We start from the raw sequence: 22,285 nt of genomic DNA, 5'->3' as shown, positions 1-22,285 counted from the left end.
AAAATACTGTAATATACGAAGAGCGCGTTTGGGGAAGTTTCTTAGCCGGCTATTGATCCTAATCAATGCGAGCTGGGGAAGGCGCGATAAAGTGGGGATGCTGGGGTTCATCGCAAAGAAGTTCCTGAGGCGCAAATTTCAGAACCCGAGAATATTAACGTAGAAGACGGAACTCGACATGAATCTGTTATGGCTAGGCTTTACAATTATTGGGGCACTAATTGGAATCTTGCTGTCGGCCAAGGCCGCAGATCCGGCAATGATGATCCATGGGATGCTCTTTTCGATCGCGAGCGTTATAAGTGCTTTTGCCCTTATTTCCCGGCATTATAGTTCGCTCAACATTCCCGTATTGTCCAATGGGAATGGGCAAGTCGATTATAATGTCGATATTGTCAAGGCGGGGGTTATCGCCTCGACTTTCTGGGGAGTTGTCGGGTTCGCCGTCGGCCTTGCTCTTGCTTTGCAACTGGCCTTTCCGGTTCTGAATTTCGATTTACCCTGGACTAATTTTGGCAGATTGCGGCCGCTTCATACGTCGGCCGTGGTGTTTGCATTCGGTGGAAATGTGCTGATCATGACATCATTTCATGTCGTGCAGCGAACCTGTCGTGCCCGCTTGGCCGGAACAATTGCCCCCTGGTTTGTTTTCTGGGGCTATCAACTGTTTATTGTTCTGGCAGCAACCGGTTATCTTCTGGGTGTGACGCAATCCAAGGAATATGCTGAACCTGAATGGTATGTGGATATATGGCTGACTTTGGTGTGGGTTGTTTATCTGCTGGTTTTCCTTGCAACCCTATGGAAGCGAAAAGAAAAACATATTTATGTGGCGAACTGGTTCTATCTTGCCTTCATTGTCACTGTCGCGATGCTTCATATCGTCAATAACCTGTCCATGCCTGTAAGTATTACCGGCGTGAAGAGCTATTCTCTGTTCGCCGGCGTCCAAAGTGCGCTGACACAATGGTGGTACGGTCATAATGCCGTTGGCTTTTTCCTGACAGCAGGCTTTCTGGGGATCATGTATTACTTCATTCCCAAACGTGTTAATCGGCCTGTGTATTCATACCGGCTATCAATTATTCATTTTTGGTCGCTGATCTTCCTGTATATTTGGGCTGGGCCGCATCACCTGCATTATACGGCTTTGCCCGATTGGGCGCAGACTTTGGGGATGACCTTTTCAATCATGCTATGGATGCCTTCCTGGGGCGGCATGATCAACGGCCTGATGACCTTATCCGGAGCTTGGGACAAGTTGCGCACGGACCCGGTTGTCCGCTTCCTAGTGACGTCTGTCGCCTTTTATGGCATGAGCACTTTTGAAGGGCCGTTGATGTCGATCAAAGCGGTGAACGCGCTCAGTCATTATACGGACTGGACGATCGGTCATGTGCATTCCGGGGCGCTCGGTTGGGTCGCTTACGTCAGCTTTGGCGCCATATACTTCCTGGTTCCCGTTCTATGGAAACGAAAAACACTTTATTCTGATACCCTGGTTAATCTTCATTTCTGGATTTCGACCATTGGCATTGTCTTATACATCACCGCCATGTGGGTATCGGGCATATTGCAAGGCCTAATGTGGCGGGCCTATGACAGCTTTGGCTTCCTTGAATATTCTTTCAGCGAATCCGTTGAAGCAATGCACCCGTTCTATGTAATTCGCGCCTTGGGCGGCGTGCTATTCGTAATCGGGTCGTTGATAATGGCTTACAATATCTGGCGCAGTATCCGCGGTGATGTCCGCCAAAAAGAAGCGGGCGCTTTGGTTCTTAATGCAGAATATGTAGGGGCGAGGTAAGCAGTATGTTCAGTCACAAAGTAATTGAGAAAAACTCGATCCTTTTGTTGGTCCTGTCGCTCTTTGTCGTATCAATTGGCGGAATTATCGAAATCGCACCGTTATTCTATCTTGAGAGTACGATTGAGAAAGTGAAAGGTATGCGGCCTTACAGTCCCTTGGAACTGGCGGGCCGCGATATCTATATCCGGGAAGGGTGCTATAACTGCCACAGTCAGATGATCCGCCCTTTACGGGACGAGGCGGAGCGATATGGACATTATTCCCTTGCCGCCGAGAGCATGTATGACCATCCGTTCCAATGGGGATCCAAACGAACAGGACCGGATCTTGCACGCGTCGGTGGGCGGTATTCAGATGAATGGCATACAACCCACATGAATAATCCGCGGGATGTTGTCCCTGAATCGATTATGCCCGGCTATCCCTTCCTTGCGAAAACGCCGTTGGACGTTCCGGATATAAAGGCAAATCTTGTCGCCAATAGAATGGTCGGTGTTCCCTATACGGATGAAATGCTGGAGCAGGCGGCTGCGGATTTGAGAACACAAGTCGATCCTGACGCAGATGATGTCGACGGTTTATTGGAGAGGTATCCGAAAGCCCAGGTTCGTGACTTCGATGGCAATCCCGCAATGATATCTGAGCTGGATGCCATGATCGCCTATTTGCAAATGATGGGAACGCTTGTTGATTTTACGTCTTATGACGCTGACGCCAACAAGAGGTAGGAGGATAGATGGATTATAATTCGGTTTCCGCCTTCGCACAGAGTTACGGCCTGCTTTACCTGTTCGGTGTGTTTTTAATTGTCCTTGCCTATGCGCTTTGGCCGCGAAACAAGGAAAAATTTGACAAAGCTGCCCAGATCCCGCTTGAGGAAGATTAAACATGTCCGACAATATAGAGAAAGATGAGTTCTCCGGCACCCAGACGACAGGCCATGAATGGGACGGTATTAAAGAACTGGACACACCGATGCCTCGCTGGTGGCTATGGACGATGTATGCCACGATCATATGGTCGATCGGTTACTGGGTTGTCATGCCGGCCTGGCCACTGGTGACGGACTATACGAAAGGGATGTTCGGTTATTCCTCTCGTGGCGTGCTGGAACAGGAATTAGCTGCGGCAGTCGATGCTCATTCCGTTGATCGAGCGGCACTGGTTACCATGGAACTCAGCAATGTTAAATCCGATCCGCAAACTTATCAGTTCGCTCTTTCCGGCGGAAAATCTGCGTTCGCGGTGAATTGTTCACAATGTCATGGATCCGGGGCACAAGGTGCGGCAGGGTTTCCAAACCTGAACGACGATGACTGGCTATGGGGCGGCAGCGTTGATCAAATTTATGAAACCATCAAATACGGGATCCGGTCCGATCACGAGGACACGCGTGTCGGTGACATGCCCGCGTTCCTGGATGACGAATTATTGGAGAAAGACCAGATTAATGATGTTGCGGATTATGTATTATCATTGTCGCAAAGTGGTCAAAGCGCCGAAGCGGTTGCACGCGGCAAGGAAGTTTACATGGAAAACTGTGCATCGTGCCATGGGGAAAACGCCAAGGGACTGCGTGAATTTGGGGCACCAAATCTCACTGACGCTATCTGGTTTTATGGCGGCGATAAAGCAACCATCGTCAGAACAATCTCAAAAGGCCGTGCCAATGTAATGCCGGCCTGGGAAGGTCGTCTTGATGATGTAACCATACGCCAAATGACGTTATTTGTGCATTCCCTGGGGGGCGGGGAGTAATTTCAGTTTAACCAATCCGTCTTGGAGATGAGCTTTTGGTTGAGAGCGCCGTAGAGAATGTAGATGTCCGTCCGGTCAATAAAAAAGAAAACCGGGCGCTTTTTGAAAGACGCGAGAAGATCCAGCCGAAAAAGGCACGGGGTGATTTTCGGCGATTGAAATGGATCATCATGGCGGTGACCCTGACGATCTACTATGTCACGCCATGGATCCGTTGGGATCGCGGGGAGGGCGCGCCGGATCAGGCCGTGCTGGTGGATTTCGCGCGGGAACGTTTCTATTTTTTTCTTATCGAGCTTTGGCCGCAAGAAGTGTATTACATCACCGGCCTTCTTATCATAGCTGCCGTGTCCCTGTTCTTGGTGACGGCTCTGTTCGGGAGAGCGTGGTGCGGATACTCCTGTCCGCAAACAGTCTGGACGGATTTGTTCATTTTCGTTGAGCGCTTAATCGAAGGGGATCGTAACGCTCGGCTAAAGCTCGACAAGGCGCCAATGTCGATGTCGAAACTGACAAAGCGTGTCACCAAGCATGCCATATGGCTATTGATTGGCGTCCTTACCGGGGGTGCCTGGGTGTTTTACTTTGCAGATGCACCGACGCTACTTGTCGATCTCTTCACCCTAGAAGCCGCTGTAATTGCTTACGCCAGTGTCGCGACACTGACAGCAACAACATATGTTTTTGGCGGCCTGATGCGGGAGCAAGTCTGTACCTATATGTGTCCGTGGCCCCGAATTCAGGGCGCTATGGTCGGGGACGAGTCCTTAACAGTGACATATCACGGGGCGCGAGGAGAGCCGCGTGGCCCGCACAAAAAAGGGCAGTCATGGGAAAATAGGGGCCATTGTATCGATTGTAATCAATGTGTCGCAGTTTGCCCGATGGGGATTGATATCCGTGATGGATTGCAAATGGAATGCATTACCTGCGCACTTTGTATCGATGCCTGTAACGATGTTATGGATAAAATTGACTTGCCAAGAGGCTTGATAAGTTACGATACATATGCCGGGCAATTTGACGGAAACCCGGAAAAAAAGCTTAAAGTACGTCTTATACGGCCCAGAACCATCGCTTATGGCGCGATTTTGGCTTTTGTTGGTGCAATTATGTTGTTTACGCTATTGAACCGCTCAATTCTTGATGTCAACGTCATACGAGATAGGAACCCGTTATTTGTGACACTGTCGGATGGATCCATAAGAAACGGATATACGGTCAAGATTCTCAATAAACTACACGAGGTGCGGAAGTATCATGTGGAAGTTACAGGCTCTGCGGGTTTGCAGAGCTGGTTCCAAAAAGAAGGCCCGAAAGATCACACAATGATTGTTACCGTTCCGGGCGATTCCGTATCTAGTGTGAAGTTGTTTGTCTCGATACCAGCGGCTAATCTGAAAAGTAAAAGTACGGATCTGGATGTTACGGTCGTAGATCGTGAAACCGGTGAAACGGACACGCAGAATACAAGCTTCAAAGGGCCGGAGAAATGAGCGGGCAGGTGACAAGCAGGAAATTGACCGGACGGCATGTCGCTTTCATGCTTGCGGGTTTTTTCGGCTTGATGTTCGCCGTAAATGGGGTTTTTGTTTACTTTGCATTGAATAGTTTTTCGGGCGTAAGTGTGTCAGACGCCTATCGCCGAGGTCTCGCCTATAATCAGGAACTTCAGGCGAAAGAAAAGCAAAATGCACGGGGATGGCAACATATGCTGGAATTCGTGCAGTTGGACGATAAAAACGGTATTATCCGCTTGAAACTATTGGATCTGGATAAACAACCAATGGCGAACTTGACGGTATCCGGCACTCTCGGTCGCCCCGTCATCGAAGAATCAGACAAGACGGTTACATTTGTTTTTGCCGAACAGTTTTATACCGCTGATCTTGTCGATCTCGAGAAAGGTCAATGGGATGTGACCATTCAAATACTAGGGGGAGGTTATACGGAACCTTACCGGCTGGACAAAAGAATATGGGTAGATTAGCGCTCAAAGACACAGAAAATCCGTTGATGCCACGTGCGCATGACATCGGCGCGGACTGTTGTGCGGGTGGCGCAACAGCCCTTGCCGAAATAGGGACTAACCAGGAAAGTTATCGCGATTTCGTTGATTCAGATCCAACGGCTTTTGTGACCCATGATCAGGATGGCAACGCAATGCTGTATTTGCTTGTCGAAAACATGCATTGCGCCAATTGTATCAAGAACATCGAGGAGACCCTGCACTCAAACCCCGCGGTTATTGACGCGCGGGTTAATTTTTCCACCCGGCGGCTTTTTGTCCGTTGGCACGAAGAAAAAACGGTTGCAGGTGACTTGCTACGTCCTGTCATCTCCATGGGATACCCGCTTACGCCTTACAATCCGGACCTCATTCAGGCAGCGTCAGCGGCGGAAGACCGGCAACTTTTGAAAGCGCTGGCAGTCGCGGGGTTCGCGGCGGCGAATGTTATGCTGTTATCTGTCTCCGTTTGGGCTGGTTTTTTCTCAGATGATATGGGGGAAGCTACACGGAGTTTTCTGCATTGGATTTCCGCAATGATTGCCTTACCTGCAGTTGCATATGCGGGGCAGCCCTTCTTTAAATCTGCCTTGGGGGCGCTGCGGAATGGTCGACTCAATATGGATGTGCCGATTTCCCTGGCTGTTTTACTTGCGGCCGCAATGAGTCTTTCGGAAACCATCCAGGGCGGAGAGCATACATATTTCGATGCCTCTGTAACTTTGCTTTTTTTCTTGCTCATTGGGCGGTATTTGGATCGCGCAGCCCGGAATAAAGCAAGATCGGCTGCGGAACGACTTTTATTACTAAAATCAGTTGCGGCTACCATCGTCAATTCGGATGGAACGCGCCAAACCATTCCAGCAGATGCGGTAATGCCCGGGCATTTAGTGCAGGTTGCAGTCGGCGAACGGCTGCCGGTTGACGGGATTGTTTCTTCCGGCCGATCAGAATTGGATATCAGTATGGTTACCGGCGAGAGCCTTCCGGTATTTGTAAAAACGGGTGACGACGCATTTGCCGGAACCATGAATTTGCAGGGTCCACTTGATATTACGGCGACCAAAACAGGCGATAATACTTTGCTTGGCGATATTGTCCGGCTTATGGAAGCGTCGGAGCAAGGACGGGCTAAATATGTACGGCTAGCTGATCGTATCGCCGAAATATATGCGCCAGCTGTTCACATACTGGCAGCGTTGACCTTCGCAGGGTGGTGGTTTTTTGGTGCGAACTGGCAGATTGCCCTTCTTCAGGCTGTTGCGGTCCTGATTATAACATGCCCTTGTGCTTTGGGATTGGCGGTTCCCGTGGTTCAGGTCGTCGCCAGTGGTCGCTTGCTTGGCAAGGGCATATTGGTCAAATCAGCGGACGGGTTGGAGCGCCTTGCCCAAATTGACACGATTGTATTTGATAAGACGGGAACACTTACGGAGGGTCGGCTGGAACTTCAGAACCAAGCTGAGATATCCGAAGAGAATCTGAATTTGGCGGCAACTATCGCGCAGGTAAGCCGTCATCCATTGGCAATGGCAATCAGTCGCCACAGACAAGTAAACGCCGCGAAGGCGCTTGACGTCCAGGAACTGCCGGGTGAGGGTTTGCGGGCGATTATTGACGGCACCGAAGTTAAACTCGGGAATAGATTCTGGACCGGGGCGGCTAAAATCGCCGATCTGGAAGAGGGCATCGGTCCCGAGCTGTGGCTGGCCGTCTCCGGCAAAGACCCTGTACAGTTTCGATTTTTGGACCAGGTGAGGTCCGGCGCACGTGAGACCATTCAGAAGCTGACGATGCAGGGGTATGCAGTCGAAGTCATTTCCGGTGATAGGCCGGCTGTTGTGGAACAAATTGCCGTTGAACTGGGGATTGAAAACTGGAAGGCGCAACAGAAACCGGAAGACAAGGTTGCCCGGCTCGCCGCCTTAAAAGAGAGCGGCCGCAAAGTTGTTATGATCGGGGATGGGTTAAATGATGCTCCGGCGTTGGCGGCAGCACATGTCTCCATTTCCCCGTCATCAGCGTCGGATATAAGCCAGACCGCAGCCGACTTTGTTTTTCAGGGGAGAACCCTAACCGCTGTTTTGGAAACGCTAAAAGTCGCGAAAACTGCTCACAGGCTTGTTGTGCAGAATTTCGCGCTTGCCTTTTTGTATAATGCCATTGCCGTTCCGTTGGCTGTCGCAGGTTTTGTTACGCCATTATTTGCGGCAATCGCAATGTCAGCATCTTCACTTGCGGTATGTCTGAATTCCATGAGACTGAGGCTTGAACGCAACAGAGAAGCAAGATGAACGTCCTTATTTATTTAATTCCGGTGGCATTGTTTCTAGGAGGGCTCGGCCTGGTGGCTTTTCTATGGAGTTTAAAGAACGGCCAATATGAGGATATGGAAGGGGCGGCAAACCGGATCCTTATCGATGAGAAGGACCCGGACGACCCGCCAGCAAAAACTTGATTTTAGTTTAAGGATTTGCGTGAATTACATTTCCCGCGTTGTCAAATCTCGGCCCCTTGATTACTTCATTCCCCTCGCAAGGATGGCGGGGAATGTTCAGTGAAATTATCAATGAAAGTAGCGCCATACCAGCACCAGCCAAAAACACACTGGCCGGGGATATAAGCCATAAAAGACCGAAAAGAACCGGTATTACAACAGCGGCTATGTGATTGATTGTAAAACTCACGCCAGCGGTTGCCGCCATATCTTTCGGGTCGGCGATTTTCTGGAAGTAGCTTTTAATTCCAATTGCAAATGCGAAAAACAAATGATCAAGAATATACAGGCCGGCAGCCATTGTTGCGTTCTGAACAAAAGCGTATGCCGCAAAGATCAGGACTAGTCCGGAATATTCGAACACAAGGGCTTTTCGCTCGCCCCAATGGGCGACGAGACGCCCGATGCGAGGCGCCAGGAATATATTGATGGCGTGATTGACCAAATACAGGAGGGTGACCGTCGCGACATCATATCCGAATTTTTCGACCATCATAAAACCTGCGAAGACAATAAAGATTTGCCGCCGGGCTCCGGCCAAAAAAGTGAGGGTGTAATACAGCCAATAGCGTTTACGCAGGATGATTTTCTTTGATTGTGGCACGGCGACCTTAAATTGTGGAAAGAAGGCCCAAGCCCCCAAAGTAATGAATACAGTGATCGCGCCACCAACGGCGTAAATAACAGCGTAATCCAGATCTAGTAATTTGGTTCCGAGGAAAATCACGCCATACGCGATGAGCGCAGCAAAAGCCTGTGCAGATATTTGCCGCCCAAGCGCAAGCGGTGTGTGTTCCTTGGAGATGAGTTGCAAGGTAAGTGATTGCTTTATCGCTTCTCCGTAATGAAAGCCGATAGACATGAGGACAGTTGTGAAATAGAGGCCATATTCGTATGGAAAGAAGCCGGTTATCGCGACGCCGATCCCAAAAATCAACAGCGAGATCATCAGCAATCTTTGCTCGGCAATGATCAGCAAGACAAAGATCACTGTAAAGGCAAGGAACCCAGGTATTTCCCTGAGCGATTGTAATATACCGATCTCGCGGCCGGAAAATGCTGCTGCGTCGACAGCAAAGTTATTGAGCAGCGCCATCCAAACGGCAAAACCGACGGACCAGCCGGCTGCGACCGTCATCAACATGATTTCCGGTGTGCGCCATTTTTGTAATCTATTCATTCTTCTTCAACCCAAGTAAATCTATCAGTTGGCCAATTATAAGGTCTCTAGCATTCGTAATCTTTCGCAATAAAGTCAAAAAATACCGAAATACGGACAAAACAAAATTGATTGGCTCGATTTGAGAAAGTGGTTTTCAAAATTGTATTTGAGGAATGCTGGCAGTTTTTAGGTGAGCCTGCTACTGTTCGTCTTCAACTTCATCTATGGCGAAATTTACATCATGGCTATTTGGGGAAAAATTCTTGGCGGAGCAGCCGGACTGTTGGTCGGTGGGCCTTTGGGAGCCCTGGTAGGCGGCCTGGCCGGCCATGCTGTCGACAAAATACGTCAGGCTGGCGAAGAGCCTGGCGGCGAGACAGGCATGCATCATGTCAAGCAAGTTGCTTTCACCATTGCGGTTATTGCTCTGGGAGCAAAAATGGCGAAGGCCGATGGTGTTGTCACGAGAGAGGAAATTGATGTTTTTAAGCGGGTTTTCCGTATTCCAGCCAATGAGGAGAAGAATGTCGGCAGGGTCTTTAACATGGCCCGTAAAGATACAGCTGGGTATGAGGAATATGCAGCTCAGGTAGAGCGTATGTTCCGTGATACACCTCAAATGATGGAAGACTTGCTTCATGGATTGTTTTCCATTGCCATGGCAGATGGCGTCTTGCATCCGGATGAAGATATTTATTTGCAAAACGTTGCCGGGATATTTGGCTTTAACGAGGCGGCTTACGCTCGGATCAAAAGTTATCATGCCAAAGACGGTGAAAGTGATCCCTATCAAATACTGGGTGTATCGGCGGATATTTCCAACGATGAGCTTAAGAAAGTGCACCGACGATTAATTCTCGAAAATCATCCGGACAAAGTCATGGCGCAAGGATTGCCACAGGAATTTGTAGATGTTGCAAATGACAAGTTGGCGAAGATCAATGCAGCGTATGACGAAGTTTCTAAAATTCGAGGCTTGTAAGATCGGAAACAAATTTGAAAAACAAAGATCTTGCGCTTATTCTGCTTGTCAATTTTCTATGGGCATCTAATTTTTTAGCAGCCAAAATCGGTATGGAGGAATTTCCGCCGTTATTTTTTACGGCGCTGAGATTCTCCATGGTGATCGTTGTTATGGTGCCGTTTATCTCAATCCCCCATGGATATTGGCGCAAGCTGCTGATTGTTGGCTTGATGATGGGTGTCTTGCATTACTCCCTTATGTTTTGGGGGTTATCTATTGCACCGGATATTTCGCCGGTGGCAATTGTAAACCAGACTTTCGTACCTTTTTCAGCATTGATGGCCGTAATTTTTCTTAAAGAACGGCTGGGCTGGCGACGGTGGACAGCCATTGTTATGGCTTTTGCAGGCGTGATGGTTATTGGTTTCGATCCGATCATATTCAGCAGTTTTTTGTCGCCTGCATTGGTGGCAATAGCGTCGTTTTTCCTATCCGTCAATTTAGTCATTGTTCGAACAATGCCGGGTATTGGTGCACTTAACTTAACGTTTTGGACAGCGACAATTGCTTTTATTCCGATACTGGGCCTATCGTTTATTTTTGAGTCAGGGCAAATAAGCGCGCTTCAGTCTGCGGGCTGGGAAGAATGGTCGGCAGTCGCCTTTTCTGCCATTGGGGCAACAGTTATCGGTCATGGTCTTGGAAATTATCTGATAAAATTCTATCCTGTGAGTACGATTGCACCCTATTATCTTCTGGTTCCGGTATTCGCCATAATTCTCGGTGTCGTGTTCTGGGGAGATCAGATCACTTTGGAATTAGTAATTGGCGGGGCAATGGTTATGGGCGGCGTAACAATTATTACTTTTCGCTCCAATCAAAGGCGGGCTGTAGAGGGTATTAACGGTGGTTGAAAAAACGATTTGGCAACCTTCTCCAAATTTTGACGATAGGGGCGACGGCGTGCCTACGGACATGCTTGTATTGCATTACACGGGCATGGAAACAGGGGCCGCGGCTCTTGCTAGATTGACAGAAGAAAATTCTCAGGTAAGCGCTCATTATCTTGTTGAAGAAGATGGAACGGTTTTTCAGCTCGTCGAAGAAAAAAACCGGGCCTGGCATGCGGGTGTTTCCGCGTGGCGAGGCGAAACCAATATAAATGCCCGATCAATCGGAATAGAAATTGTTAATCCGGGCCATGAATTTGGGTATAGAGCATTCCCTGATAATCAAATGGCAAGTGTCGCTGACTTGTCAAAAGACATTGTTGAGCGACATGGTATACAGCCAACGCATGTTGTCGGCCATTCGGATGTAGCGCCCGCTCGAAAAGAAGATCCAGGCGAATTATTTGCCTGGGAAAAATTGTCTGAAATTGGTGTCGGAATCTGGTTTGGGAAGGGGTGGAGGGCTGATTTAACCCGGCCCTCACTACATGTTGGTAGTGAAGGAGATATCGTTCAGAGATTGCGCGAACATCTTAGGGGAATAGGATATGGCGTCGCGGAAATCGGCTTATTCGATGACGAGCTATCGGTTGTCATCAAGGCTTTTCAACGTCATTGGCGTCCCAACTTGATTGACGGTGTCGCTGATAGTGAAACTCAATCAGCCGTGGAGGAAATTTTTAAGCGGTCTGGCCGCTTGACACCACTGGCGGCGCGGCTTACCTAAGAGTATCAGATGGCTGGATGATCGCCGCTTGCCTTAGCAGGGGGAGGAAAGTCCGGGCTCCACGGAAATGCGATGCCGGTTAATGGCCGGCGGGGGTGACCCTAGGGAAAGTGCCACAGAAAGTATACCGCCTGACTTTAATGACAGGTAAGGGTGAAAGGGTGCGGTAAGAGCGCACCGCGCGGCTGGCAACAGCGGCGGCATGGTAAACCCCATCGGGAGCAAAACCAAATAGGGACGTCCAGCGCAGAGTTCTCTCGTGCGCAGGCTGGTTTTCCGAGCTGACGTCCGGGTTGGTTGCTTGAGGTATTTGGTAACAGGTATCCTAGATGAATGATCATCCCCTGTTTTCAGGGACAGAACCCGGCTTATAGGCCATCTGCCTTAAATAAGTTCGTTTGTAGGTGTTAAAAAGTATAATGAACGAAATTGCCAGCTATGCTGGACAAAGGTTCAAGGGGCGCGTACACATTTCCCAAATCGGTGAGTTTCATGCAGAAAGGATGAAGTTAAAAAATTGACCGCCTTAATTTCATTACTTTTCGTAACTTTTTTTGTATTTTTTGACCCTTCTTTTGCCTTTGCTGCCGCAACCGAGATGCCCCCGCTTGTTTATGACATTGGCATCAGTATTTTTATTGCGAGTATTCTGGCCATTGTCTTTGTGCGTCTTAAAATCCCCAGTATTGCAGCTTTTCTTCTGAGCGGAATATTAATCGGGCCTATTGGCTTAAGACTGATCACACATCCTGAGAATATAGACACAATCGCAGAGCTCGGGTTTATCCTGCTTCTTTTCATGATCGGTATGGAAATTGATTTACGCCGGATGCTTCGCAGCGGAAAAATGATCATCATAACGGGCTTTTTGCAATATCCAATCAGCGTATTGTTTGGTTTTGTCGTTGTTAAGGGCCTTCTCTGGCTTGGACTGTCAACGGGTCTAAACGGTACTTATGATGCTCTGTATTTTGGCATCTTTATCGCTGGCTCTTCAACTCTTCTGGTTATCAAACTGTTTCAGGAAAAATATGAACTGGATACGGAGCCCGGCCGGATTGCTCTGGGTATTCTGGTATTTCAGGATTTCTGGGCGATCATTGTGATTATCATGCAACCGACATTTAGTAATCCAGAACTTGTTCCGGCGCTGATGTCCTGTCTTGGGATCGTCATATTAAGCATCCTTTCCTATAGTTTGGCTAAAAGCCTGGTGCCCATAGTGTTCAGGTGGCTAGCGAAGGAGCCACAACTTATTCTTGTTGGCGCGATCGGCTGGTGCTTTACCATTGTTTTTATTGGCGGTGGGCTGGATTATGTTGGTGTTTATATATTTGGCCAAAATTCGGTCATGTCCGTCGCAACAGGCATGAGCGCATTGATCGCTGGCATGACTATCGCGACGCTGCCATACAGCCGGGAAATAGTCGCAAAGGTCGGAATAGTCAGGGATTTCTTTATAACACTGTTTTTTGTCGGCCTGGGCATGAGTATCCCGCCTATAACCGGAATTAGTGTCGTTGTAATTGCCATTGCTTTGGCATTTTTTGCTCTACTGAGCCGTCAATTGATCTTCTTTCCCTTGCTTTATTTTACCGGCGGAGATCAGCGGCATGCGGAAGTGGCTTCGATACGGTTGGCGCAGTTATCGGAGTTTGGGTTGGTCATCGCATATCTCGGATCGCAATACGGGCATATTTCGGACGAATTTGCCAGTGCAATAATTTTCGGATTTATTATTACGGCCTTACTGACACCACCTCTTTATAAACATGCGTATGATATTCATCGCTTTATTGCGCCATTTTTGCAAAAGCTGGGATTCAAGGAACCGGCCGAGAGCCTTGAGGAAACGGACAAAGAATATGATCTGGTTCTGCTTGGTTTTCACCGTGTAGCCTCTTCCTTGCTCCATGAGATCGCAAAGCACAAACCTGAACTGGTCTCCCGTATTCTGGTAATAGATTTTAATGTTCAGCTTCATGCGGCTATTCGTAAATTGGGCGCAAATGTTCGTTACGGTGATTTGTCCAATGATGACACTTTGATGCATGCAGGAATAGATAGGGCCAAAGTCGTTGTTGCAACAATACCCGATGATATTCTTCGCGGGACAAGCAATCAAAAACTTGTGCAAACGGTCCGGAACATGAATAAGAGTGCGATTGTAATAGCCAACGCAGAAGAGCTTTCATCCGCTAAGGATGTCTATGCCTCCGGGGCTGATTATGTCTATATGGGTCGGATAAATACGGCCCGTTCACTGGAAGAGATCATTACAAGAACCATGGAAGGGTCCATCAAGGACTATCGTCAGGAGCAAGAGGAGCTATATGGCCCTCATCATGAACGATCAGAAATCCTCAAGTAGAATTCTCTGGATTTTAGCTTGCTTTCCACCTGGCTCTTGAGAGATTCGCAATTTTTGCGGATATATCTGAAAATTATGATGTTTGAGATATTTCATCTGATGGTTGGATAGGTCGAGTTCAAGCGACATGCCGAAGCCGGTGTCACGCGCTTTACTTTTTATGAGGATTTTTCAATAAAGAACAAAACAAGAACAAATAAAAAAACTATATTAAAATCAAGACTAAAAAATTTCATGAATGTCGAGAAGTAATGACAAAGTAATCTTGCTAACCGCATTTCGAAATCCTTCACAGAATACTTGAAACCCGCGATTTTACGGTGTATTTCCGTTGACTTCCATCTTATCCCATGATATCCCGGATTATCCCGTTTACTGAAGGATTTGATCCGAAAAAATCAGAAAATATAGGGTGAAAATAGGGAATTTAGGGGGATTTTGGCTGTTATGGCCCTGTTTCTGTCCACATATATTAACAAGATCGATAAGAAGGGGCGCGTGTCAGTACCTGCCCGTTTTCGATCTGTGTTGGCAGAAAACGGATTTGACAGTGTTGTCTTGTTCCCCACTGTAAATGGCGATGCCATAGATGGCTGTGGCATGAATGTCATGGAAAAACTCCTGGAAAAAATCGGCAGTTTTGACCCTCTTTCTGAAGACCGGGAAAGCTTCGCGGATGTGTTGATGAGTGATGCTATTGAATTGTCCTTTGACGGGGATGGCCGCATCATGATCCCGGCAGATATGTTGGAAGACGCCGGTATTGACGGCCAATGCGCCTTTGTGGGCCGTGGTGATAGCTTTCAAATTTGGCAACCCGAGGCCTTTATGGCCCGCAAGAAAGAAGCGCGTGCACGCGCTAAATCAAAGCGGGCGGATAGCACGAGCATGAAGGCGGAAGGGGGCGGTCATGACTAAACGCAATGCGCCTCATATTTCTGTTCTGTTGCGAGAAGTTATTGAAATATTGGCGCCTAAGGACGGCGAAGTGTTTGTGGATGGTACCTTTGGGGCAGGCGGGTACAGCCAGGCCATTCTTGAGGCGGCGAATTGTGTAGTTTATGGAATAGATCGAGATCCGCTTGCAATTTCCATCGGGCACAAGATGGCTGATAAATATTCCGGCCGATTAAGAATGCTTGAAGGATGTTATGCCGATATGGAAATGCTGTTGGCCGCTAAGGGATTATCGGCTGTAGACGGTATCGCATTGGATATCGGTGTTTCCTCCATGCAAATTGATGAAGCCGACCGAGGTTTCTCATTCATGCGCGACGGGCCTTTGGACATGAGAATGTCAAGTAAGGGACGGACAGCAGCTGAAGTCGTAAATGAAGAATCTGAAGCGGAACTTGCCAGGATTATTTTTGTGTATGGCGAGGAGCGAAGATCACGCGCAATTGCGCGTGTCGTAGTCGAGAGGCGCGAAGTAAAGCCTTTCACCAGTACAGTAGAGTTAGCGGAAGCGGTGGCGTCAGTGGTTCGTCCTACAGGAAAGGGCATCCATCCGGCGACGCGTACCTTCCAAGCGTTGCGTATATTTGTAAATGATGAACTTGGGCAGCTGGTCAAAGGTCTGGCCGCATCCGAGCGACTGCTTACTCCCAGTGGTCGTCTCGCGGTTGTATCGTTCCAGAGTCTAGAAGACCGTCGCGTGAAAAACTTCCTGTCAGCAAGGTCTGAAGGGCGTGCCAGGCCGTCTCGTCATGTTCCTGTGAATGACGAGGGGCCAGCTCCCTCCTTTAAGTTAGTCAAAAGAGGCGCGATCAAGGCGCGCGAAGACGAATTGACCGCCAATTCCAGATCGCGGTCTGCGCGCCTTCGTGGTGCCATCCGTACAAGCGCGAAAGCCTGGGATGAGGTGGCCGCATGAAAATGAACCTTACAGCATTGTCACTGCTGCTTGTCGCCGGGGTTTCCTACGGTTTGTATCAACTGTCGTATGAGGTGCAGGGATTAGAAAAGAATTTGGCGGCTTTGGACAAAAATATCTCCGATAACAGGGAAACAATTCGTATTTTAAAGGCGGAATGGGCATATCAGAATAGGCCGGATGTCCTTCAGTCACTGGCGACAAAACATCTTCCCCTTTTATTGATAGCACCTTATCAAGTAGCGGATCTTGAGCAGGTTCCTGAAAATGTTATTGCTCTATCGGAACTAGAACCCAAGAATGTTCCTTTGCCCCGGAAAAAACCAAGAAGAACCTATAAGCCGCCCAAGAACAAACCTTTGGGCTCTTATACGCTGGCAACATTCTCGAAGGCTGGAGGGGTGCAATGAGCGAATTGACTTGGCTGTCAAAGTCGCACCGCCCTCGTCTTAACCTTAAAAATCCGTTGAATGCGCATAAATCCGACGACAATAATGTTGCTCTTCGTCTGGAGGGAAGCGCTAAAGAAACCCTCGAGCAGGGGCGAAACCGCCTTGTAATGGCCGGCGTAATCTTTGCTTTTTGCTTTGTTATCCTAGCCGGCAGGCTGGTCGGTCTTGCGCTAAGCGGGGATGGCGATACGGCTCGGGCATTTCCGGAAAAGTCCAATCAAAAGCCAGTTGCTTTTTCAGACGGGATGCGGGCTGAAATTCGGGACCGAAACGGCGTTTTGCTCGCGACAACCCTCAAGACGGCATCGTTATTTGCTGAGCCTAAAAATGTAATGGATAGGCAAGAGCTGGCGTCAAAGCTATCGCGCGTGTTGGATGACATGAGTGAAGCAATGATTTTGAGCAAATTGTCATCCGCTAAAAATTTCGTTTGGCTCAAGCGGAACTTAACGCCAACCCAGCAATATAGAATTAATGCGTTGGGAGTCCCAGGGCTACATTTTAAAGAGGAAGAAAAGCGATTTTACCCAATGGGGGCGTTGGTATCGCATTTGCTCGGATATACCGACTTAGACAATTTGGGTATTGCCGGTGTTGAGAAGTATTTTAACGGACAATTAAGTGGGTCAAAAGAAACAGCGGCATCTGAATTGAATTTGTCTATTGATGTGCGTATCCAGCATGCAATGCGGGATGAACTCACCCGTCATATGTCCATGTTTCAGGCAATTGGTGCCGCGGGCCTGGTAATGGATGTGAAAACCGGAGAAATCCTGGCGATGGTTTCCCTGCCAGATTTCGATCCCAATCGGCCCAACGATTTTTCGAGCGATAGCAAATTCAATAAGGTGTCGCTTGGCGTTTATGAAATGGGCTCAACATTCAAGACATTTACGACGGCGATGGCACTGGATGCGGGCACAATCGGATTACATGGCGGATATGATGCGACAAAGCCGATAAAAAAGGCTGGCTTCCTTATTCGGGATGATCATCCGAAAAAACGCTGGTTATCTGTCCCCGAAATATACATGTATTCCTCCAATATTGGGACGGCCAAAATGGCGATTGATGTTGGCCCTAAAAATCACAAGGCTTTTCTTGGTAAGCTTGGATTACTGGAAAAACCATCCATTGAGCTGCCCGAAGTCGGTGCCCCAATTTTGCCGCCAAGGTGGAATAGCCTTGAGACCATGACAATATCATATGGACATGGGCTTTCTGTAAGCCCGCTGCAACTGAGTGCCGGTGTCTCTGCCGTGGTGAACGGTGGCGCATATATAAATCCTACGGTAATCCGCCGTGATCCGGCAGTAGGAATAGTGGCGAGGCAAGTCATTAAAACCAAAACCTCCGATACCATGCGTAAACTTATGCGGTTGGTTGTTGAGCAGGGAACCGGCAGTAAGGCTGCAGCAAAAGGATATTTAGTTGGCGGAAAAACCGGCACGGCTGAGAAGGTTGAAGGGGGACGCTACAAACGGTCTGCAGTTGTAACCTCTTTCGTGAGCGCCTTTCCTATGAATGATCCACGCTATGTTGTACTCGCTGTGATGGACGAACCAAAAGGAAACGCCAAAACCCACGGCTTTAGAGGGGCGGGTTGGACTGCGGCTCCTATTGTTGGCCGCCTGGTAGCACGAATTGGTCCAATACTGGGCATTGCTCCAGTTGAAGAGGAAAGCGAGAAAGTAAAGCGCGCAATGTTTGTTCCGATCAATTCGAAAGGAAAAAAAGTTGCGTCTTTCTGAACTCATGAAAGGACGAGAGGTTCCTGTTGTTCACGATAAGCATGTCAAGGGATTGACGGCGGACAGTCGAGAAGTCCTTCCTGGCTTTCTCTTCGCGGCATTTTCAGGGGCATCGGCAGATGGTCGCAATTATATCGAAGAAGCTACGCATAAAGGTGCTGTCGCAATTCTAACCGATAATTCTTATGTACCTGAAGATAGCTCAGTTCCCTGTTTTTGCGAGGAAAATCCACGGCAGATGCTGTCCACGCTTGCGGCTCGATTTTATGGGGCGCAACCTGAGACACTTTGTGCTGTAACAGGAACAAACGGTAAAACATCCGTCGCTTTTTTTGTGCGGGCGATTTGGCACGCAATAGGATTAGAAGCCGCGAGTGTCGGTACTCTTGGCGTCGTTACTTCCGAAGCGACAACAAAATTAAGTTACACGACACCGGAACCGGTGCTTCTTCACAAAACTCTTACCTATCTTGTTGGGCATGGTGTCACCCATGCGGTTCTTGAGGCATCCAGCCATGGACTGGATCAATACCGTTTAGATGGAACGACATTAAAATCAGCCGGGTTTACAAATTTGACCCGGGATCATTTGGATTACCATATATCTTCTGAGGAATACTTGCAGGCGAAGCTAGGCTTAATTTCTCGTGTGCTTTCTCCTGATGGGACAGCTGTTCTTAACGCGGATTCAGAAGTTTTTCCCGCTTTTGCCCGAGCTGCCAAGGAAAGGTCACTAAGAATGTTGTCCTATGGGCGCTCTGGTGAAGATATTCGTCTGATAGACATCACTCCGATCCAGTCGGGCCAACATGTAAAGATAGAAATCATGGGCGACCTGCATGAAATTGATTTGCCTGTGACCGGCGAATTTCAGGCAATGAATACACTTTGTGCATTGGGTCTTGTTATCGGCGCAGGTGGTGACCCGGCTGCAGCTGCCCGTGCACTGCCCAAAATAACCAATGTTCCCGGCCGTTTGGAACTGGTTTCGATATTGCCTAATAATGCAGCGGTTTATGTGGATTATGCGCATTCTCCAGATGCATTGGAAACAGTGTTGGAAGCTGTTCGCGTTCATGCGAAAGGCAAGATTCACGTTGTGTTTGGATGTGGCGGTGACCGTGACAAGGGAAAGCGTCCTGAAATGGGCCGAATTGCGGACCTTTTCGCCGATCATGTGATTGTTACTGACGACAATCCTCGTAATGAGGACCCCTCTCAGATACGCGCGGAAATTATTGTCGCATGCCCGCAAGCAAGAAACATTCCCGATCGTTTCGACGCCATTGAGCATGCGATTGACGGGCTAAATACAGATGATTTGCTGGTAATAGCTGGCAAGGGTCATGAAGAAGGCCAAGTCATAGGCAAGGAAACTATTCCGTTTGATGATAAAAAAGTCGCGCAGGAAATTGTCCAGAAGAGGGGAGGCAAAAATGTCTCATGATGCTTTGTGGACCGGCGCGGAAATCGCTGATGCCGTATCCGGAAAAACGAAAAACCTGGACTGGGAAGCGAACGGGGTCTCTATCGATAGCCGATCACTCGTGCCGGGTGATCTATTTGTTGCCATTATCGGTCCTTATCATAACGGCCATGAATTTGCGGCTGTTGCTCTGGAAAATGGTGCCGCCGCGGTTCTTGTGAGTGAAGTGCCTGAAGATATTGTCGACCATGATAATGTAATTGTCGTCGAAGATACCCTCAAGGCGCTGGAAATGCTTGGTGCGGCTGCGCGCGAACGTGCCAATGCGAAGATTGTGGCGGTTACGGGCAGCGTCGGCAAGACGGGAACGAAGGAATCGTTATTGCATATCCTTTCACTGCAGGGGAAGACGCATGCCAGCATTGGCAGCTTCAATAACCATTGGGGTGTCCCGTTGTCCTTGTCCCGGATGCCTCGCGATACTGAATATGCGATCTTCGAGCTTGGTATGAATCATCCAGGCGAGCTTGGTCCCTTGTCGCGAATGGTAAAACCCCATGTGGCATTAATCACGACAATTGAAGCCGTACATCTTGAGTTTTTCTCAGATGTAGAGGCAATTGCAAGAGCAAAAGCAGAAATTTTTGAAGGATTGACTGCGAGCGGATCGGTAATTCTGAACGGTGACAATATCTATGGCGGGCTGCTAAAAAGTATTGCTGCAAACGCTGGAATTACCCGTATTCTAACATTTGGTGAGAAAAGTGAAGCGGATGTAAAATTAACAGATTTCACTTTGTATGCAGATTACAGTGATGTCGCAGTGAAAATTGCGTCCCATGATGTTTTCTTTAAATTGGGCGTTCCCGGTCGCCATTGGATAAGCAATATTTTGGGTGTGCTCGGCGCGGTAAGCGAGCTCGGAGCAGATATAGAGGAGGCAACAGCTTCCTTGGATGAGCTGAAATCTCCGAAAGGGCGAGGAGCCCGTCATATGGTCCCCTGTAAGGGCGGGAGTTATATGGTGATCGATGACAGCTACAACGCTAGCCCGGCGTCGATGCGGGCCTCTCTTGAAGTGTTGAGTAACCTATACCCGGATGGAAAGGGACGGCGCATTGCTGTTTTGGGCGACATGTTGGAGCTTGGTGAAAAGTCGGGCGACATACATCGCAGTCTTAAGGAAGACATTTGCGCCGCCAAAATAGATCTTTTGTTCGCTTGTGGTTCGAATATGGCTCAATTGAAAAAGGCGATGCCTTCAACGATCGAGAGTGTTCACCAGGATAATTCGAACCTTTTGATTAAGCCGTTACTGGCGGCGGCCGGTCCGGGCGATATCATTTTAGTTAAGGGATCGCTGGGAAGTAAAATGCGTATTCCGTTGGAAGCGTTATTGGCGCGCAAGTCTAATGACTCGGCCATTTCGAAGGAAGACGACACCTAATGCTTTATAATCTACTATTCCCGCTCGCTGACGATTTTGCCATATTTAATCTCTTTCGGTACCTTACTTTCCGGACCGGTGGTGCCATAATGACGGCACTGCTTATCAGTTTTATTTTAGGGCCAAGCGTTATTCGATGGCTGAAAAGCAAGCAACATCGCGGCCAGCCTATTCGCGACGACGGGCCCCAAACCCACATTGTGACAAAGCAGGGAACGCCGACGATGGGCGGCTTTCTGATCCTCATTGCCCTGACCATCGGGACATTGTTATGGGCAGATTTGTCAAATAGCTATGTTTGGATCGTTTTACTTGTAACTCTCGGCTTTGGCGCCATCGGGTTCGCAGATGATTATCTGAAGGTCAGTCGACATAACACGGTAGGAGTGCCCGGAAAACTCAAGTTGATATTGGAAATTGTTATTGCCGGTATTGCGGGTTACTTTATTATGAAGGTCTCCAACCCTGATATAGCATCTGTTCTCACTATTCCGTTCCTGAAAAATGCGCTGCTCGACCTGGGCTGGTTTTATTTACCCTTCGCAATTATTGTCACTGTCGGTGCTGGCAACGCTGTGAATTTGACGGATGGTTTGGATGGTTTGGCAATTGTACCGGTTATGATTGCCGCGGCATCTTTTGGCCTAATTACATATCTCGTTGGTAATGCTGTTTTTTCAGGCTACCTGCAAATTCAGCATGTGCCCGGTACAGGAGAGCTAACAGTTTTCTGTGGCGCGTTAATCGGCGCAAGCCTTGGCTTTCTTTGGTTTAATGCGCCACCTGCCATGGTCTTTATGGGAGATACAGGATCCCTGGCAATGGGCGGCGCGCTTGGCAGCATCAGTCTGGTGACGCGACATGAAATTGTTCTGGCAATAATTGGCGGATTGTTTGTTTTGGAGACTGTTTCAGTGATCGTTCAGGTCGCTTCCTTCAAGTTGACAGGTAAGCGCGTATTCAGAATGGCGCCCCTGCATCATCACTACGAACAAAAAGGCTGGGCAGAACCCACCATCGTTATACGGTTTTGGATTATCGCCGTGATACTCGCCCTTATCGGACTTGCGTCCCTAAAATTGAGGTAAC

The 22,285-nt window shown here is 48.5% G+C and carries 20 protein-coding genes and 1 other RNA gene; 20 read left to right on the top strand and 1 reads right to left on the bottom strand.

The features are described 5' to 3' along the window. Positions 1 to 178: 178 nt before the first annotated feature. Genes ccoN through ccoS form a run of 8 tightly spaced genes read left to right on the top strand, consistent with a single transcriptional unit; the run spans position 179 to position 8,034 of the window. On the top strand, positions 179 to 1,807 hold the full coding sequence (ccoN, locus tag NBZ79_RS14730) for a cytochrome-c oxidase, cbb3-type subunit I (RefSeq protein WP_251933305.1): 1,629 nt from the start codon (positions 179 to 181) through the stop codon (positions 1,805 to 1,807). 5 nt (positions 1,808 to 1,812) lie between these two features. Continuing rightward, on the top strand, positions 1,813 to 2,538 hold the full coding sequence (ccoO, locus tag NBZ79_RS14725) for a cytochrome-c oxidase, cbb3-type subunit II (protein ID WP_251933304.1): 726 nt from the start codon (positions 1,813 to 1,815) through the stop codon (positions 2,536 to 2,538). 8 nt (positions 2,539 to 2,546) lie between these two features. Further along, positions 2,547 to 2,696: a cbb3-type cytochrome oxidase subunit 3 gene (locus NBZ79_RS14720; protein WP_251933303.1), complete on the top strand. Its 150-nt coding sequence runs from the start codon at positions 2,547 to 2,549 to the stop codon at positions 2,694 to 2,696. 2 nt (positions 2,697 to 2,698) lie between these two features. Next, complete coding sequence (gene ccoP / locus NBZ79_RS14715; protein ID WP_251933302.1) at positions 2,699 to 3,568, top strand: cytochrome-c oxidase, cbb3-type subunit III; 870 nt, start codon at positions 2,699 to 2,701, stop codon at positions 3,566 to 3,568. Between the two features lie 35 nt (positions 3,569 to 3,603). Further along, positions 3,604 to 5,064: a cytochrome c oxidase accessory protein CcoG gene (gene ccoG, locus NBZ79_RS14710; RefSeq protein ID WP_251933301.1), complete on the top strand. Its 1,461-nt coding sequence runs from the start codon at positions 3,604 to 3,606 to the stop codon at positions 5,062 to 5,064. After that, on the top strand, positions 5,061 to 5,558 hold the full coding sequence (locus NBZ79_RS14705; RefSeq protein ID WP_251933300.1) for a FixH family protein: 498 nt from the start codon (positions 5,061 to 5,063) through the stop codon (positions 5,556 to 5,558). Before ccoG ends, NBZ79_RS14705 begins: the two co-directional genes overlap by 4 nt. Continuing rightward, positions 5,546 to 7,870, top strand: coding sequence for a heavy metal translocating P-type ATPase (locus NBZ79_RS14700; RefSeq protein WP_251933299.1), 2,325 nt, complete (start codon positions 5,546 to 5,548; stop codon positions 7,868 to 7,870). Before NBZ79_RS14705 ends, NBZ79_RS14700 begins: the two co-directional genes overlap by 13 nt. Then, entirely contained in the window at positions 7,867 to 8,034 is a 168-nt protein-coding gene (gene ccoS / locus NBZ79_RS14695; protein ID WP_251933298.1) for a cbb3-type cytochrome oxidase assembly protein CcoS, read from the top strand. The genes NBZ79_RS14700 and ccoS overlap by 4 nt, the downstream gene beginning before the upstream one ends. Before the next feature lie 7 nt (positions 8,035 to 8,041). Here ccoS and NBZ79_RS14690 read toward each other — a convergent pair whose 3' ends face one another. Next, the gene (locus NBZ79_RS14690; RefSeq protein WP_251933297.1) at positions 8,042 to 9,253 is read right to left on the bottom strand and encodes an MFS transporter; all 1,212 of its coding nucleotides are present in this window, start codon (positions 9,251 to 9,253) and stop codon (positions 8,042 to 8,044) included. Positions 9,254 to 9,425: 172 nt separating this feature from the next. On the opposite strand from NBZ79_RS14690, the gene NBZ79_RS14685 reads away from it, so the two are divergent. The 12 genes from NBZ79_RS14685 to mraY all read left to right on the top strand — a co-directional run bounded on the left by NBZ79_RS14685 (position 9,426) and on the right by mraY (position 22,284). After that, positions 9,426 to 10,217: a TerB family tellurite resistance protein gene (locus NBZ79_RS14685; RefSeq protein WP_251933296.1), complete on the top strand. Its 792-nt coding sequence runs from the start codon at positions 9,426 to 9,428 to the stop codon at positions 10,215 to 10,217. A gap of 14 nt (positions 10,218 to 10,231) precedes the next feature. Then, on the top strand, positions 10,232 to 11,113 hold the full coding sequence (locus tag NBZ79_RS14680; RefSeq protein WP_251933295.1) for a DMT family transporter: 882 nt from the start codon (positions 10,232 to 10,234) through the stop codon (positions 11,111 to 11,113). After that, complete coding sequence (locus tag NBZ79_RS14675) at positions 11,106 to 11,876, top strand: N-acetylmuramoyl-L-alanine amidase (RefSeq protein WP_251933294.1); 771 nt, start codon at positions 11,106 to 11,108, stop codon at positions 11,874 to 11,876. Before NBZ79_RS14680 ends, NBZ79_RS14675 begins: the two co-directional genes overlap by 8 nt. A gap of 5 nt (positions 11,877 to 11,881) precedes the next feature. Continuing rightward, positions 11,882 to 12,263, top strand: an RNA gene (gene rnpB, locus NBZ79_RS14670) — RNase P RNA component class A. A 130-nt stretch (positions 12,264 to 12,393) separates the two neighbouring features. Next, entirely contained in the window at positions 12,394 to 14,247 is a 1,854-nt protein-coding gene (locus NBZ79_RS14665; RefSeq protein ID WP_251933293.1) for a cation:proton antiporter, read from the top strand. A 447-nt stretch (positions 14,248 to 14,694) separates the two neighbouring features. Continuing rightward, positions 14,695 to 15,165, top strand: coding sequence for a division/cell wall cluster transcriptional repressor MraZ (locus NBZ79_RS14660; RefSeq protein ID WP_251933292.1), 471 nt, complete (start codon positions 14,695 to 14,697; stop codon positions 15,163 to 15,165). After that, positions 15,158 to 16,120, top strand: a complete 963-nt coding sequence (rsmH, locus tag NBZ79_RS14655; protein ID WP_251933291.1) for a 16S rRNA (cytosine(1402)-N(4))-methyltransferase RsmH — start codon at positions 15,158 to 15,160, stop codon at positions 16,118 to 16,120. Before NBZ79_RS14660 ends, rsmH begins: the two co-directional genes overlap by 8 nt. Beyond that, the gene (gene ftsL / locus NBZ79_RS14650; protein ID WP_251933290.1) at positions 16,117 to 16,530 is read left to right on the top strand and encodes a cell division protein FtsL; all 414 of its coding nucleotides are present in this window, start codon (positions 16,117 to 16,119) and stop codon (positions 16,528 to 16,530) included. Before rsmH ends, ftsL begins: the two co-directional genes overlap by 4 nt. Next, entirely contained in the window at positions 16,527 to 18,323 is a 1,797-nt protein-coding gene (locus NBZ79_RS14645) for a peptidoglycan D,D-transpeptidase FtsI family protein (RefSeq protein WP_251933289.1), read from the top strand. Before ftsL ends, NBZ79_RS14645 begins: the two co-directional genes overlap by 4 nt. Further along, positions 18,310 to 19,770, top strand: coding sequence for a UDP-N-acetylmuramoyl-L-alanyl-D-glutamate--2,6-diaminopimelate ligase (locus NBZ79_RS14640; RefSeq protein WP_251933288.1), 1,461 nt, complete (start codon positions 18,310 to 18,312; stop codon positions 19,768 to 19,770). Before NBZ79_RS14645 ends, NBZ79_RS14640 begins: the two co-directional genes overlap by 14 nt. Next, positions 19,760 to 21,196 carry a UDP-N-acetylmuramoylalanyl-D-glutamyl-2,6-diaminopimelate--D-alanyl-D-alanine ligase gene (locus NBZ79_RS14635; protein ID WP_251933287.1) on the top strand — a complete coding sequence of 479 codons (1,437 nt, stop codon included), beginning with the start codon at positions 19,760 to 19,762 and terminating at the stop codon, positions 21,194 to 21,196. The genes NBZ79_RS14640 and NBZ79_RS14635 overlap by 11 nt, the downstream gene beginning before the upstream one ends. After that, positions 21,196 to 22,284, top strand: coding sequence for a phospho-N-acetylmuramoyl-pentapeptide-transferase (gene mraY / locus NBZ79_RS14630; protein ID WP_251933286.1), 1,089 nt, complete (start codon positions 21,196 to 21,198; stop codon positions 22,282 to 22,284). Before NBZ79_RS14635 ends, mraY begins: the two co-directional genes overlap by 1 nt. Position 22,285 lies beyond the last annotated feature (1 nt).

Source organism: Sneathiella marina, from assembly GCF_023746535.1.
Lineage (GTDB): Bacteria > Pseudomonadota > Alphaproteobacteria > Sneathiellales > Sneathiellaceae > Sneathiella > Sneathiella marina.
The sequence above is the reverse complement of the archived record's forward strand: the minus strand, read 5'-3'. Positions and strand labels throughout refer to the sequence as shown.

Coding starts and splice junctions, on each gene's coding strand:
- ccoN (WP_251933305.1), top strand. CDS start 179: ATGAATCTGTTATGGCTAGGCTTTACAATTATTGGGGCACTAATTGGA.
- ccoO (WP_251933304.1), top strand. CDS start 1,813: ATGTTCAGTCACAAAGTAATTGAGAAAAACTCGATCCTTTTGTTGGTC.
- NBZ79_RS14720 (WP_251933303.1), top strand. CDS start 2,547: ATGGATTATAATTCGGTTTCCGCCTTCGCACAGAGTTACGGCCTGCTT.
- ccoP (WP_251933302.1), top strand. CDS start 2,699: ATGTCCGACAATATAGAGAAAGATGAGTTCTCCGGCACCCAGACGACA.
- NBZ79_RS14705 (WP_251933300.1), top strand. CDS start 5,061: ATGAGCGGGCAGGTGACAAGCAGGAAATTGACCGGACGGCATGTCGCT.
- NBZ79_RS14700 (WP_251933299.1), top strand. CDS start 5,546: ATGGGTAGATTAGCGCTCAAAGACACAGAAAATCCGTTGATGCCACGT.
- ccoS (WP_251933298.1), top strand. CDS start 7,867: ATGAACGTCCTTATTTATTTAATTCCGGTGGCATTGTTTCTAGGAGGG.
- NBZ79_RS14690 (WP_251933297.1), bottom strand. CDS start 9,253: ATGAATAGATTACAAAAATGGCGCACACCGGAAATCATGTTGATGACG.
- NBZ79_RS14660 (WP_251933292.1), top strand. CDS start 14,695: ATGGCCCTGTTTCTGTCCACATATATTAACAAGATCGATAAGAAGGGG.
- rsmH (WP_251933291.1), top strand. CDS start 15,158: ATGACTAAACGCAATGCGCCTCATATTTCTGTTCTGTTGCGAGAAGTT.
- ftsL (WP_251933290.1), top strand. CDS start 16,117: ATGAAAATGAACCTTACAGCATTGTCACTGCTGCTTGTCGCCGGGGTT.
- NBZ79_RS14645 (WP_251933289.1), top strand. CDS start 16,527: ATGAGCGAATTGACTTGGCTGTCAAAGTCGCACCGCCCTCGTCTTAAC.
- NBZ79_RS14635 (WP_251933287.1), top strand. CDS start 19,760: ATGTCTCATGATGCTTTGTGGACCGGCGCGGAAATCGCTGATGCCGTA.
- mraY (WP_251933286.1), top strand. CDS start 21,196: ATGCTTTATAATCTACTATTCCCGCTCGCTGACGATTTTGCCATATTT.